The 12,776-nt window shown below is 74.4% G+C and carries 15 protein-coding genes; 10 read left to right on the plus strand and 5 right to left on the minus strand.

Translation table 11 applies throughout. The features are described from left to right. Positions 1-18: 18 nt before the first annotated feature. Positions 19-456, plus strand: coding sequence for a large conductance mechanosensitive channel protein MscL (gene mscL / locus BLS67_RS09455; protein WP_091243749.1), 438 nt, complete (start codon positions 19-21; stop codon positions 454-456). A gap of 71 nt (positions 457-527) precedes the next feature. Here the strand turns inward: mscL and BLS67_RS09460 are convergent, their stop codons facing one another. Further along, complete coding sequence (locus tag BLS67_RS09460) at positions 528-752, minus strand: hypothetical protein (protein WP_091243752.1); 225 nt, start codon at positions 750-752, stop codon at positions 528-530. Further along, entirely contained in the window at positions 749-1,297 is a 549-nt protein-coding gene (locus tag BLS67_RS09465) for a YbaK/EbsC family protein (protein ID WP_207500446.1), read from the minus strand. Before BLS67_RS09465 ends, BLS67_RS09460 begins: the two co-directional genes overlap by 4 nt. 44 nt (positions 1,298-1,341) lie before the next feature. Between BLS67_RS09465 and BLS67_RS09470 the strand changes: the two genes are divergently transcribed. The 3 genes from BLS67_RS09470 (at position 1,342) to BLS67_RS09480 (ending at position 2,693) form a co-directional block, all read left to right on the plus strand. Then, the gene (locus BLS67_RS09470; RefSeq protein ID WP_207500448.1) at positions 1,342-1,728 is read left to right on the plus strand and encodes a VOC family protein; all 387 of its coding nucleotides are present in this window, start codon (positions 1,342-1,344) and stop codon (positions 1,726-1,728) included. Then, positions 1,725-2,135 (plus strand): PaaI family thioesterase, encoded by a 411-nt coding sequence (locus tag BLS67_RS09475; protein WP_091243757.1) that lies wholly within the window; start codon positions 1,725-1,727, stop codon positions 2,133-2,135. The genes BLS67_RS09470 and BLS67_RS09475 overlap by 4 nt, the downstream gene beginning before the upstream one ends. Before the next feature lie 63 nt (positions 2,136-2,198). Then, complete coding sequence (locus BLS67_RS09480) at positions 2,199-2,693, plus strand: DinB family protein (RefSeq protein ID WP_091243760.1); 495 nt, start codon at positions 2,199-2,201, stop codon at positions 2,691-2,693. Between the two features lie 30 nt (positions 2,694-2,723). On the opposite strand, the gene BLS67_RS09485 is transcribed toward BLS67_RS09480, so the two are convergent. The 3 genes from BLS67_RS09485 to BLS67_RS09495 are packed head-to-tail and all read right to left on the minus strand — an operon-like array spanning position 2,724 to position 4,337. Beyond that, the gene (locus BLS67_RS09485; RefSeq protein WP_091243763.1) at positions 2,724-3,029 is read right to left on the minus strand and encodes a biopolymer transporter Tol; all 306 of its coding nucleotides are present in this window, start codon (positions 3,027-3,029) and stop codon (positions 2,724-2,726) included. Beyond that, on the minus strand, positions 3,026-3,886 hold the full coding sequence (locus tag BLS67_RS09490; RefSeq protein ID WP_091243765.1) for an NAD-dependent protein deacetylase: 861 nt from the start codon (positions 3,884-3,886) through the stop codon (positions 3,026-3,028). Before BLS67_RS09490 ends, BLS67_RS09485 begins: the two co-directional genes overlap by 4 nt. A 10-nt stretch (positions 3,887-3,896) precedes the next feature. Then, the gene (locus BLS67_RS09495; RefSeq protein WP_091243769.1) at positions 3,897-4,337 is read right to left on the minus strand and encodes an SRPBCC family protein; all 441 of its coding nucleotides are present in this window, start codon (positions 4,335-4,337) and stop codon (positions 3,897-3,899) included. A gap of 225 nt (positions 4,338-4,562) precedes the next feature. Between BLS67_RS09495 and BLS67_RS09500 the strand changes: the two genes are divergently transcribed. From BLS67_RS09500 to BLS67_RS09525, 6 genes are all read left to right on the plus strand, one after another. Further along, positions 4,563-6,059, plus strand: a complete 1,497-nt coding sequence (locus BLS67_RS09500; RefSeq protein WP_091243774.1) for a pyridoxal phosphate-dependent decarboxylase family protein — start codon at positions 4,563-4,565, stop codon at positions 6,057-6,059. Further along, complete coding sequence (locus tag BLS67_RS09505) at positions 6,056-7,360, plus strand: lysine N(6)-hydroxylase/L-ornithine N(5)-oxygenase family protein (protein WP_091243777.1); 1,305 nt, start codon at positions 6,056-6,058, stop codon at positions 7,358-7,360. Before BLS67_RS09500 ends, BLS67_RS09505 begins: the two co-directional genes overlap by 4 nt. After that, complete coding sequence (locus tag BLS67_RS09510) at positions 7,357-7,878, plus strand: GNAT family N-acetyltransferase (protein WP_091243780.1); 522 nt, start codon at positions 7,357-7,359, stop codon at positions 7,876-7,878. The genes BLS67_RS09505 and BLS67_RS09510 overlap by 4 nt, the downstream gene beginning before the upstream one ends. Beyond that, a complete protein-coding gene (locus tag BLS67_RS09515) occupies positions 7,875-9,695 on the plus strand; it encodes an IucA/IucC family protein (protein WP_278247122.1) in 1,821 nt (606 codons plus the stop codon). Before BLS67_RS09510 ends, BLS67_RS09515 begins: the two co-directional genes overlap by 4 nt. Before the next feature lie 91 nt (positions 9,696-9,786). Next, positions 9,787-11,325 (plus strand): APC family permease, encoded by a 1,539-nt coding sequence (locus BLS67_RS09520; RefSeq protein WP_091243783.1) that lies wholly within the window; start codon positions 9,787-9,789, stop codon positions 11,323-11,325. Positions 11,326-11,329: 4 nt separating this feature from the next. Then, a complete protein-coding gene (locus BLS67_RS09525; protein WP_091243786.1) occupies positions 11,330-12,691 on the plus strand; it encodes an NAD(P)/FAD-dependent oxidoreductase in 1,362 nt (453 codons plus the stop codon). Positions 12,692-12,776: the final 85 nt, after the last annotated feature.

The raw sequence follows: 12,776 nt of genomic DNA on the forward strand, positions 1-12,776 counted from the left end.
ACCACCCGGAGGACCACCATGATCAAGGGCTTCAAGGATTTCCTGCTGCGCGGGAACGTCGTCGACCTCGCGGTCGCCGTCGTCATCGGCGCCGCGTTCACCGCCGTCGTCGGGTCGTTCACCGACTCGTTCCTGAAGCCGCTGATCGGTCTCATCGGTGGCGGTGGGGTCGACGGCGGCACGTTCACGGTGAACGGGCAGACCTTCACCTGGGGGGCGTTCGTCAACCAGGTGATCACGTTCGTGCTGACGGCGGCCGTCGTCTACTTCGTGGTCGTCGTCCCCATGAAGAAGATCATCGAGCGGCGCAAGAGCGGCGAGGAGGCCGGTCCGGTCGGCCCGACCCAGGTCGAGCTGCTGGTCGAGATCCGCGACCTGCTGGTCGCCCAGCAGGGGGGCGCCCCGCGTCCCGACCCGTCGGGCCCCGGCACCACCTCGCTGCCCGGCCGGCTGTAGCGACCGGATCGGCCCCGTCGCAGGGCCCACGGCGTGCGGAGCGCGTCGTGGGGGGCGACGGGGTCCTTCCCCTAGTCGGAACCCCAGTGCGGCGGCCGGTCGGTGAGGTAGCGGGTCTCCTCGTCGGCCGGCGGCCGGTCCCCCCAGCCCACGTCGCTGTCGTCGGGGGCGGGCTCGACCGGGGTGGGTTCGACGGCGCCGGTGCCCGGTGAGGTCGCCCGTCGGCGGGGCCGGCGCGGCGGCGCGGTCGGTCGCCGGTAGGTCGTCCGGTCCGCTCGTCCGGGGAGGTCGCTCACCCGCCCGACGGTAGGCCCAACCCCGCCAGCACGACCGCGCCGGGCAGGGCGGCCAGCACCGATCCGGGCACGGCCAGCTTGCTGCCGCGGATGCCCGACCCGACGACCAGCAGCTCCCCGGCGGCCACCGCGGCGTCGACCAGCACGGGCCAGGACGCCGGCAACCCCACCGGGGTGATGCCGCCGTAGGCCATGCCGCTCTCGGCGACCGCGACGTCCTGCGGCGCGAACGAGGCCTTGCGGGCGCCCAGGTGCTTGCGGACCAGACCGTTGACGTCGGCCCGCGTGGTGGCCAGCACGAGGCAGGCGGCCAGCGTGGTCTCCCCGCCCCGCCGCGCGGCCACCACGACGCAGTTCGCCGAGGCATGCCCCGGCACCGCGTAGGCCTCGCCGAACGCGGCCGTGTCGGCCAGGGCGTCGTCGATCTCGGTCACCCAGGCCGGGCCGCCGAGACCGGGGAGAGCCGCGGCCACGGGGGCGGCGAGCAGGTCGGTGCGGTCGGCGGCGGGGGCCCAGGTCAGCGTGCCCAGCTGCGGTGCGGTCATGGCACCGATCGTGCACCCCGCGCGGGTGGGCCACGATGGCGGGCGTGATCGGTCAACTGCACTCCTACGTCGTCGACGCACCCGACGCCCACGCGCTGGCGACCTTCTACGCCGACCTGCTGGGCATGCAGGTGCACGGCTCACCCGGTGACCGGTGGGTGACCGTCACCGGCCAGGGCTACCGGCTGGCCTTCCAGCAGGCCCCGGACCTGCAGCCGCCGGACTGGCCCGACCCCGCCCGCCCGCAGCAGGCGCACCTGGACGTCCGGGTCGCCGACATCGACATCGCCGAGCCCGCCGTGCTGGCCCTCGGCGCCCGACGGCTGCCCGGTGCCGGCGGCGACTTCCGGGTGTACGCCGACCCGGTGGGCCACCCCTTCTGCCTGGTCTGGGACGCTCCACTGCCACCCCCCACCGAGGAGCAGCCATGACCGTCCCCGACCTCGGCGCGCCGGCCGGCGCCTTCCTCGCCGCCACCGGCTTCGTCCCCGACGAGATGACCGGCACCCGGGTGACCGGCACGGTCGAGCTGGGCCCCGACCACCACACGCCCTGGGGTGTGGTGCACGGCGGCGTCTACGCGACGGTGATCGAGTCGGCCGCCAGCATCGGCGCCAGCGTGGCCGTGCAGGACCGCGGCCAGTTCGCGGTCGGCGTGAACAACCAGACCGACTTCCTCCGGCCGATGACGTCGGGGCGGCTCGAGGTGCTGGCCGAGCCGGTGCAGCAAGGGCGCACCCTGCAGCTGTGGCTGGTCACCCTGACCCGCGCCGAGGACGGCAAGACCGTCGCCCGCGGCCAGGTGCGGCTGCAGAACGTCCCCCTGCCCGGCGCCTGACCGCCACCGGGATGTCGGACCCCGGTGCCACCATCACCGCAACCCGACGTACCCGGAGGCGCCATGACGCACGACCGTGAACTCGACGACCTGCTGGGCACCCTCGCCGAGCACAGGTACTTCCTGCGCCGCACGGCCGAGGGGCTCACCGAGGAGCAGGCGCGGCTGCGCACCGGGGCCAGCGAGCTGACCGTGGGCGGCACGATCAAGCACTGCGTCGCCCAGGAGCGGATCTGGACCGACTTCCTGGTCCGCGGCGCTGCCGCGCACGACCTCCAGCCCGACGCGTTCGCCGCCCAGTTCGTGCTGGGCCAGGACGAGACGCTGGCCGGTGTGCTCGCCGAGATGGACGAGGTCGCCGCGGCCACCGAGGCGCTGGTGCGCTCCTTCGCCGACCTCGACACCGACATCGCCCTGCCCACCGCGCCCTGGTTCCCGCAGGGGGCGCGCTGGTCCCGTCGCAAGGTGCTGGTCCACCTGCTGGCCGAGCTCGCCCAGCACTCCGGCCACGCCGACGTCGTCCGCGAGGGCATCGACGGGGCGAAGACGATGGGGTGAAGACGATGGGGTGAAGACGATGGGGTGAGCTCAGTCGGCCGCCTCGAGCGCGGTGAGCGCGGCCTCCCAGCGCTCGCGGCGCTCGGCGTCGGTCTGCTCCCACCACCGGGCACCGCGCTCCCCCAGCCCGGTCTTGGCCAGCTGCACCCGCGCCCGGGCGGCGGCCACGGCGTCGGGGTCGCCCTTCGCGGCCCGCACGCCGCTGCGGCCGACGCCGAGGTGGTGGAGCAGCTGCGTGCGCACGTCGTCGGGCAGCCGGGGGTCCTGGGCGCGCCACCGGCGGCCGTCGACCACGATCCAGCGGCCGTCGTCGGTGTGCTCGACCTCCCGGCTCACCGGGCCAGCCGGGCGGCGAGCTCGGGCAGCACCCGGCCGAGCGGGGCGTCGACCCGCACGTCGGCCTTCTCGTCGCCCCGGGTCGGGCCGGCGTTCACGATGGCCACCGGGATGCCGTCCTTCGCCGCGCGCAGCACGAAGCGGTATCCGCTCATGACCGTCAGGGACGACCCGAGCACCACCAGCGAGCGCGCGCAGCCGACCAGGTCGTAGGCGGCGGCCACCCGTTCCGGGGGCACCGTCTCGCCGAAGAACACGACGTCGGGCTTGAGCGGGCCGCCGCCGCAGGCCAGGCAGTCGACCATCACGAACCCGTCGAGCACCGACTCGGGGAGCTCGACGTCGCCGTCCGGGTTCACCTCGTCGTCGACCGGTTCGGGCCGGAAGCCCGGGTTGGCCGCCCGCAGCCGGACGTCGAGCGCAGCCCGGGAGGCCACGTCGCCGCACTGCAGGCACACGGTGCGGTCCAGCCCGCCGTGCAGCTCGAGGACGTCGGTGGCACCCCCGGCCTGGTGCAGGCCGTCGACGTTCTGCGTGACGATGCCGCCGACCAGACCGGCCTGCTGCAGCGCGGCGACCGCGCGGTGCCCGTCGTTCGGCTCGGCGCCGGCGATCTGCCGCCACCCGACGAAGCTGCGCGCCCAGTAGCGGTGCCGGCCCCGCGGGTCGCGGGTGAAGGTCTGCCAGGTCATGGGGGTGTGCCGGCGCAGCGAGCCGGTGGCGCCGCGGTAGTCCGGGATGCCGGAGTCGGTGGACAACCCCGCCCCGGAGAGCACGACGGCGTTGCCGTTGCCGACCAGCGCGGTCAGCTCGTCCAGCTCGGGGACGACGGTGGGCGGGGCGGTCACCCCTCCCATGGTCCCCGGTTCAGCGCAGTTCTGCGTCCAGCCGCTGCAGCATGCCGTCGTAGGTTTGGCGCAGGCCCTTGGGCGCGAAGGTCCGCTCGAAGAAGCCGCCGATGCCCGAGGCGCCGTCCCAGGTGGTGCGCACCCGCACGGTGGTGGTGTCGCCGGCCGGGTGCAGCGTCCAGGTGGTCACCATCGAGGACTTCGTGTCGCTCTCGACCAACCCACCGCCGTCGGGCAGCTCGCTCACCGAGATGACCTGGTCGCGCACGCGCTTCTCCGTGGCCGCGAACTTCCAGTGCAGGCGGGTGCCGGCGCCCTCGCCGCCCTGCTCGACGCGGTACTCGCTGAACTGCGGGCCGGCGATGCGCTCACGGGTGCCCGCGTAGTCACCCAGTGCGGCACGCACCCGGTCGGCGGGAGCGTGGACGACCTGCTCGGCGGTGGCGACGACCTGACCCATGGCGACCAGTCTGCCCGGCACCCCCGACCCGCGCCGGGGCGGGCCGACGGGTGTGCGACCCGTCACGTCGCGGCCCACCGACCTGCGGGGACGGAACGGACCCGGCGGTCCGCTTGCACGTGACCGGCAGTACCAGTTAGGTGAGGCTTACCTGAATCCGACCGGCACCCGAGCCCCCACGAGCCGCCCACCGACGGGCCGCACCCGAGCACTCGAGGACCACCGATGACCACCGTGCACCCCGCTGCACCCACCGCCCTGACCACCGCCGAGCAGCACCTGCTCACCGGCCCGACCCGGGAGGCCTACCGCGCCGGGATGGCCCACGCGGTCGACCTGGTGACCGACCGGCTGGCCGCCGTCGACCGACCGCAGACCGGCATCCGACCGGCCGACCTGGCCGCGGAGATCGCCGCGGTCGACCTGGGCAGCCCGCTGCCCGACACCGCCGCCGCGCTGGACGAGCTGTCCCGGTTGTGGCTGCGTGACGCCGTCTGGTTCCACGACCCGGCCTACCTCGCCCACCTCAACTGCCCGGTGGTGCTGCCCGCGCTGGCCGCCGACGCACTGGCCAGCGCGGTGAACAGCTCGCTGGACACCTGGGACCAGAGCACCGGCGCCACGCTGATCGAGCAGAAGCTGGTGACCTGGCTGGCCGACCGGGCCGGGCTCGGACCGCTGGCCGACGGCGTCCTCACCCCCGGTGGCACCCAGTCCACCCTGCAGGCGCTGCTGCTGGCCCGCGACGAGGCCTGCGCCCGGCTCCGCCGCGACCGGCCGGGCGCCCGGGTGCCCGAGTTGCTGGCCGGCCTGCGGGTCCTCACCTCCGAGGTCGGGCACTTCAGCGTGGTCACCGCGGCCCGGCTGCTCGGTCTCGGGGACGACGCCGTGGTCGCCGTGCCCACCGACCACGCCTGCCGGATGCGGGTCGACGCCCTGGCCGCCGCGCTCGCCGACCTGCGCGAGCAGGGGCTGGAGCCGATGGCCGTCGTGGGCACCGCCGGCACCACCGACTTCGGCAGCATCGACCCGCTGCCGGCCATCGCCGACCTGTGCGCCGAGCACGGCGCCTGGCTGCACGTGGACGCCGCCTACGGGGGCGGGCTGCTGGTCTCCCCCACCCGCCGGCACCTGCTGACGGGCATCGAGCGCGCCGACTCGGTGACCGTCGACCCGCACAAGACGTTCTTCCAACCGGTGGCCTGCAGCGTGCTGCTGGTCCGCGACGGCGGCACCCTGCGGCACGTCACCCACCACGCCGACTACCTCAACCCGGCCGACGCCCCCGAGCCCAACCAGGTCGACAAGTCGATCCAGACCACCCGCCGGTTCGACGCGGTGAAGCTCTGGACGACGCTGCGGGTGCTCGGCGCCGACGGCATCGGCGCGATGGTCGACCGGGTCGTGGACCTGGCCGCCGAGACGTGGCCGCTGCTGGACGTGCACCCGGTGTTCGACGTCGTCGTCCGGCCTGAGCTGTCCACCCTGGTCTTCCGGTACGTGCCCGAGGAGCGGCTGCCCGACGCCGAGGTGGACGAGCTCAACCGGTACGTCCGGACGGCGATCGCGGCCACCGGCGAGGCCGTGCTCGGCGGGACGACGGTGCAGGGCCGGGCCTTCCTCAAGATGACCCTGCTCAACCCGACCACCACGGCCGACCAGCTGGTCGCGGTGCTGGGCCTGGTCATCCGGCACGCCGAGACCTGGCTGGCCGCGCGATGACCCGGGACCTGATCGGCATCGGCGTGGGCCCGTTCAACCTCGGGCTCGCCGCGCTGGCCGACCCCCTCACCGAGCTCGACACCGTCTTCCTCGAGCAGCGCGAGGACTTCGCCTGGCACCCCGGCATGCTGCTGCCCGGCGCGACCCTGCAGGTGCCCTTCCTCGCCGACCTGGTCAGCCTGGCCGACCCGACCTCGCGGTTCTCGTTCCTGAACTGGCTCAAGCGGACCGGCCGGCTCTACCGGTTCTACATCCGCGAGGAGTTCGCGCCGCTGCGCGCGGAGTTCGACCGCTACTGCCGGTGGGCCGCGCACGAGCTGCCCTCGGTGCGGTTCGGCCGGCACGTCCAGGCGGTCACCCACGACGGCCCGCACTGGCAGGTGCACTCGATCGACACCCGCACCGGCGACCGGCACACCGACACCGCCCGGCACCTCGTGCTGGGTACCGGTACCCCGCCGCACGTCCCGCCGGTCTGCGCCGGGCTCGGCCGGGACGGCGCGCCCGTGGTGCACACCAGCGGCTACCTCCCGTCCCGCGACCGTCTGGTGGCCGCCGCCCGCGGCGGCACCATCACCGTGCTGGGCAGCGGGCAGTCCGCCGCCGAGGTGTACCGGGACCTGCTGCCCGACGCGCGGCGCGAGGGGTACCGGGTCGACTGGGTCACCCGCTCGCCCCGGTTCTTCCCGCTGGAGTACACGAAGCTGACCCTGGAGATCACCTCCCCCGACCACGTCGACCACTTCCACGGCCTGCCCCCGGGCGCCCGCGACGAGCTGCTGGCGGCCCAGGCCTCGCTCTACAAGGGCATCGACGGCGACGTCGTCGACGAGCTCTACGACCTGCTCTACGAGCTCGACCTGGACGGACCACCGCCCACCCGGCTGCTGACCAGCACCGAGCTGGTCGGCGCCGAGCGCGACGGCGACCGGGTCGACCTGGCCTGGCGGCACGTGCAGACCGGCGAGGAGTTCGGCACCACCACCGACGCCCTGGTGCTGGCCACCGGGTACCGGCAGCAGGTGCCCGACTTCCTCGCGCCGGTAGCCGACCGGTTCCGGTGGGACGACCGCGGCCGGTTCGACGTCCGCCGCGACTGGACGGTCGACCACGAGGGGACGGCGTTCGTGCAGAACGGCGAGGCGCACACGCACGGCTTCACCGCCCCGGACCTGGGCATGGCCGCGCACCGGAACTCCGCGATCCTGCGCTCGGTCACCGGTCGCGAGGTCTACCCGGTCGAGCGGTCGATCGCCTTCCAGACCTTCGGGGCACCCGCCCGCGAGGAGGCCCGGGCATGAGCGTCGCGTTCACCCGGGTCGACCCGGTCGCCGACGGCCCGCTGCTGCACGAGTGGGTCACCGCCGAGCGCGCGGTGTTCTGGCAGATGCAGGGCGCCTCGCTCGCCGACGTCGTCGCCGCCTACGCCGAGATCGACGCCTCGCCCCACCACGACGCGTTCCTCGGCCGGGTCGAGGGGGAACCGGTCTTCCTCACCGAGCGCTACGACCCCGCCGCCGACCCGGTGGGCCAGGTGCTCGAGGTCGAGCTCGGGGACGTCGGCATGCACCTGCTGGTCGGCCCGCCGACGGCGCCGGTGCCCGGGTTCACCCTCGCCGTGATGCGCACCGTGCTGGCCTGGCTGTTCGACGACCCGGTCGTGCACCGGGTCGTGGTCGAGCCCGACGCCGCGAACACCGCGATCCACCGGCTCAACGCCCGCGCGGGCTTCGTCGTCCACGGCGAGGTCGAGCTGCCCACCAAGCGGGCGCTGCTGTCGACCTGCACGCGCGACCAGTTCCTGGCGTCGCTGCGGTGATCGACCACCTGACCCCCGAGGCCTGGGCCGATGCCGGCCGGCACCTGGTCACCAAGGCGCTGTCGGAGTTCGCGCACGAGCGGCTGCTGGACCCGGAGGAGCTGGGCGAGGGCCGGTACCGGGTGCGCAGCGACGACGGCGGCACCGCCTACTGCTTCACCGCGCGCCGGCTGGCGCTGGACCACTGGCTGGTCGACCCGGGCAGCGTCGTCCGGCTGGTCGGGGGGTCGGGGCGGCCGCTGGACGCCGTCCAGTTCGTGCTGGACCTGCGGCACGCCCTGGGGCTCTCCGACGACGTCCTGCCGGTGTACCTGGAGGAGATCACCTCGACCCTGGCCTCGCGCGCGTTCAAGGCCACGCGCGGGCTGCCGACCTCGGCCGAGCTGGTGGACGCCGGGTTCCAGGCGGTGGAGAGCTCGATGACCGAGGGCCACCCGTGCTTCGTGGCCAACAACGGCCGGCTGGGCTTCTCCGCGGAGGAGTACCGGCGGTTCGCCCCCGAGGCGGCGGCCCCGTTCCGGCTGGTGTGGGTCGCCGCCCGGCGCGACCGGTCGCTCCTGGTCTGCTCGGCCGGGCTCACCGAGGACGAGCTCCTGGCCGGCGAGCTCGACCCGGCCACCCGCGAGCGGTTCGCCGCCGCGCTGCGCGACCTGGACCTCGACCCGGCCGACCACCGCTACCTGCCGGTGCACCCGTGGCAGTGGGAGAACCGGGTCGCGGTCACCTTCGCCGCCGAGCTGGCCACCCGGCAGCTGGTGCACCTGGGCGAGGGCGACGACGAGATGCTGGCCCAGCAGTCGATCCGCACGGCGTTCAACACCACGCGGCCCGACCGGCACTACGTGAAGACGTCGCTGTCGGTGCTCAACATGGGCTTCCTGCGCGGGCTCTCGACGGAGTACATGGCGGTCACCCCGGCGATCAACGACTGGGTGCACGACCTCGTGGCCGGTGACCCCGTGCTGGCCGGCTGCGGGTTCTCGATCCTCCGCGAGCGGGCCGCGGGCGGGTTCCGCTCCGACTGGGTGCAGCAGGCGACGGCGCCCGGGTCGCCCTACCGGAAGATGCTCGCCGCGCTGTGGCGGGAGAGCCCCGTGCCGGCGCTGGGCCCGGGCCAGCAGCTGGCCACGATGGCCTCCCTCCTGCACGTGGACGCCGACGGCCGGCCGTTCGTCTCGGCGCTGGTGGCCCGGTCGGGGCTGCCCGCCCGCGCCTGGCTGCGCCGCTACCTCGACGTCTACCTCGTACCGGTCGTGCACTGCCTGACCGCGCACTCGCTGGCGTTCATGCCGCACGGGGAGAACGTCGTCCTGGTGCTCGAGGACGGCGTTCCGGTGCGCGCGGTGATGAAGGACATCGGCGAGGAGGTCGCCCTGCTCAACAGCTCCCGCGAGCTGCCCGCCGACGTCGAGCGGATCCGGGTGCAGGTGCCGGCCGAGCACGTGCCGCTGTCGGTGCAGACCGACGTCTTCGACTGCTTCTTCCGCTTCCTGGCCGCACTGCTGGACGACGACGGCGTGCTGCCCCAGGACGAGTTCTGGGCCGAGGTGGCCGCCTGCCTGCGGGCCCACGAGGCGGCCACCCCGGAGCTGGACGACGTCCGGGTCGACCTGTTCGCGCCGACCTTCCCGTTGTCGGCGCTGAACCGGCTGCAGCTGCGGGACAACCGGCAGATGGTCGACCTGGCCGATCCGTCGGGTGCCCTGCAGCTGGTCGGCGACCTGGTCAACCCGATCGCGGCGGCGACGCCGGGCGACGGATTCGGTGGCCCGACCGCTCCCGCGCGACGGAAAGCGGACCCACTCCCAGGTTCTTGACAGGTGGCCGTGACCCTGCCGAAACCCGACCTGGCCAGGCTGCACCGCGAACGGTCCCCGGGTCCGGGGTCCCGAGCGAGCCGAGGCAGCCATGGCGATCACCGACGCGCCCCCGACCGCGACCGAGGACGCCGCGGTCGAGAAGTCCAAGCTGCAGAAGCACTTCGGCCGGGCCGACGTCTTCTTCTTCCTGGTCTGCACGCTGGTCGGGATCGACGGCCTCGGCACGCTGGCCACCGAGGGCGGGCAGGGGTTCACCTGGCTGGTGGTCTGCGTGCTGCTGTTCGCCGTCCCCTCGGCGATGGTGCTGGCCGAGCTGGGGGCGGCCTACACCGACGAGGGCGGGCCCTACGTCTGGGTCCGCATGGCCTTCGGGCACCTGGCCGGGGCGGTCAACAACTTCTTCTACTGGGTGACCAACCCGGTGTGGATGGGCGGCACGCTGGTCGGCACCGCGCTGGGCGGGCTGATCGTCTTCTTCAACGACGGGGCCGAGTACTCGAAGGCGACCACCTACGTGTTCGCCCTGGTGTTCATCTGGGCCGGGGTGCTCTTCGCCGTCCTGTCCTTCCGGGTCGGCAAGTGGGTCGCCACGATCGGGGCGATCGCCCGGTTCCTGCTGCTGGGCCTGTTCAGCGTGCTCGTGCTGGCCTACGGCTTCGACCACGGCTTCCACGGCCCCAGCCTGGGCGCCTACGCACCCACCTTCGCCGGCTTCGTCGCGCTGGTGCCGCTGGTGCTGTTCAGCCTGGTCGGGTTCGAGCTGCCCAGCGCGGCCGGCGAGGAGATGAGCGACGCCGCCAAGGACGTGCCGGCCGGGATCGCGAAGTCGGTGGTGGCCACCGGGCTGCTGTACGCCGTGCCGGTGCTGGGCATCCTGCTCGTGCTGCCGACCGAGCAGGCCAGCGGGCTGGCCGGGTTCCCCGAGGCGATCCGTCAGGCGCTGACGGTGTTCGGCGGAGAGGTGGCCACGGCCGCCGACGGCACGGTCACCGCCACGCTCACCCCCTTCTCCACCGCCGTCGGCTGGGTGCTCGGCGCCCTGGTCGCGCTGGTCGCCTTCACCAGCGGCCTGACCTGGATCATGGGGTCCGACCGCACGCTCGCCGTCTCCTGCTACGACGGCGCCGGCCCCCGCTGGCTGGGGCGGTTCTCCGCCCGCTTCGGCACCCCGACCCGGGTGAACGTCCTGTCCGGGATCATCAGCACCGTGGTCTTCGTCGGGGTCACCGAGATCACCGGCGGTGACATCGCGAAGTTCTTCGGCGTCGCGCTCAGCCTGGCCATCTCCACCACGCTGATCTCCTACCTGGGCATCTTCCCGGCGGCCTGGAAGCTGCGGCGCACCCGCCCGGACCACCCGCTCCCCTACCGGGCACCGGCACTGGGGCTGCTCACCGTCGTGTCGATGGCCTGGATCGCCTTCTGCACCGTGCAGCTGCTGTTCCCCGGGCTGGGCGACGGCTGGTTCGGCGACGACTACCGGCTGGACGGCTGGGCGGCGTCGGAGAAGTGGGTCTACCTGTTCACCGAGCTGGTGCCGCTGGCGGTGTTCGTCGCCATCGCCGTCGGGTTCTGGGCCGCCGGTCGCCGGCACGCGTCCCGCAGGTCGGTCGACGCGCGAGACTGAGCCCGTGGACGTCCGCCCGCTCTCGCTCTGGCACGACCAGCTCCCGGTCCGCCCCGCCCGGCCCGCGCTGCGCGGCCGGGTCGAGGCCGACGTCGCCGTGGTCGGTGCCGGGTTCACCGGACTCTGGACGGCCTACCACCTGCAGCGGGCCGACCCCTCGCTGCGGATCGCGCTGGTCGAGGCCGGGGTGGCCGGCTTCGGTGCCTCGGGGCGCAACGGCGGCTGGTGCTCCGCCCTCTACCCCGTGGGCATCGCGCGGCTGGCCGCCGAGGTGGGCCGCCCGGCGGCGCTGGCCCAGTACGCCGCGATGCGCGAGGCGGTGGCCGGGGTCGTGTCGGTCGCCGCGACCGAGGGCATCGACGCCGACGTGGCGGTGGGCGGCACCGTCGTCGTCGCCCGCTCGGCGGCCCAGCTCGCGCGCGCCCGCGCCGAGGCCACGGAGGCGGCGGAGTTCGGCCTCGACGTCGACCTGCTGGACGCCGACGCCGCCCGGGCCCGGCTGGCCGCCACCGACGTCGTCGGCGGGACGTACACGCCGCACTGCGCGGTGCTGCAGCCGGCGAAGCTGGTCCGCGGACTGGCCGACCTGGTGACCGGCCGCGGGGCGCAGCTGTTCGAGCGGAGCCGGGTCACCGGGATCGAGCCCGGCCGGCTCGCGACGGCGGACGGCGAGGTGCGTGCCGGCGTCGTCGTCCGGGCGACCGAGGGGTACACGCCGCTGCTGCCGGGCCTGCGTCGCGCGGTCGTGCCGGTGTACTCCCTCGTCGTGGCGACCGCCCCGCTGCCGCCCGCGGTGTGGGAGCGGATCGGGCTGCGCGAGCGGGAGACCTTCAGCGACCACCGGCACCTGATCGTCTACGGCCAGCGCACCGCCGACGACCGACTGGTGTTCGGCGGCCGCGGGGCGCCGTACCACCTGGGCTCCTCGATCCGGCCCGGGTACGACCGGGAGCCCGCCGTCTTCGCGGCGCTGGAGCGCACCCTGGTCGAGCTGTTCCCGGTGCTCGCCGGGGTGCCGATCACCCACCGCTGGGGCGGCCCGCTGGGCATCACCCGCGACTGGCACCCCTCGGTGGGCCTGGACCGGGCGACCGGCCTGGCCTGGGCCGGCGGCTACGTGGGCGACGGCGTCTCGACCGCCGCACTGGCCGGGCAGACCCTCGCCGACCTGGTCACCGGCGCGGACTCCCCGCGGACGACGCTGCCGTGGGTGGGCCACCGCTCGCCGTCCTGGGAGCCGGAGCCGCTGCGCTGGCTGGGCGCCAACGCCGGGCTCCGCGCGATGACCTGGGCCGACGCCGCCGAGCGCCGCGGCGACCGCCCGAGCCGCCTGGCCGCACTGGTCGACCGCGCCCTCGGCCGCTGACCTGGCCTCGGCCGCCGACCTCGCAGTTCGGCAACGGTGGCGCGCCGTGCACACGCGTGGCGCCGTTGCGGTGGTGCAGGGTCGA

Source organism: Klenkia soli, assembly GCF_900103975.1.
Classification (GTDB): domain Bacteria; phylum Actinomycetota; class Actinomycetes; order Mycobacteriales; family Geodermatophilaceae; genus Klenkia; species Klenkia soli.

What these genes read in the sequence shown, in the direction of transcription:
- mscL (WP_091243749.1), top strand. Translation starts at nt 19, where the DNA reads ATGATCAAGGGCTTCAAGGATTTCCTGCTGCGCGGGAACGTCGTCGAC.
- BLS67_RS09465 (WP_207500446.1), bottom strand. Translation starts at nt 1,297, where the DNA reads ATGACCGCACCGCAGCTGGGCACGCTGACCTGGGCCCCCGCCGCCGAC.
- BLS67_RS09475 (WP_091243757.1), top strand. Translation starts at nt 1,725, where the DNA reads ATGACCGTCCCCGACCTCGGCGCGCCGGCCGGCGCCTTCCTCGCCGCC.
- BLS67_RS09480 (WP_091243760.1), top strand. Translation starts at nt 2,199, where the DNA reads ATGACGCACGACCGTGAACTCGACGACCTGCTGGGCACCCTCGCCGAG.
- BLS67_RS09490 (WP_091243765.1), bottom strand. Translation starts at nt 3,886, where the DNA reads ATGGGAGGGGTGACCGCCCCGCCCACCGTCGTCCCCGAGCTGGACGAG.
- BLS67_RS09495 (WP_091243769.1), bottom strand. Translation starts at nt 4,337, where the DNA reads ATGGGTCAGGTCGTCGCCACCGCCGAGCAGGTCGTCCACGCTCCCGCC.
- BLS67_RS09500 (WP_091243774.1), top strand. Translation starts at nt 4,563, where the DNA reads ATGACCACCGTGCACCCCGCTGCACCCACCGCCCTGACCACCGCCGAG.
- BLS67_RS09505 (WP_091243777.1), top strand. Translation starts at nt 6,056, where the DNA reads ATGACCCGGGACCTGATCGGCATCGGCGTGGGCCCGTTCAACCTCGGG.
- BLS67_RS09510 (WP_091243780.1), top strand. Translation starts at nt 7,357, where the DNA reads ATGAGCGTCGCGTTCACCCGGGTCGACCCGGTCGCCGACGGCCCGCTG.
- BLS67_RS09520 (WP_091243783.1), top strand. Translation starts at nt 9,787, where the DNA reads ATGGCGATCACCGACGCGCCCCCGACCGCGACCGAGGACGCCGCGGTC.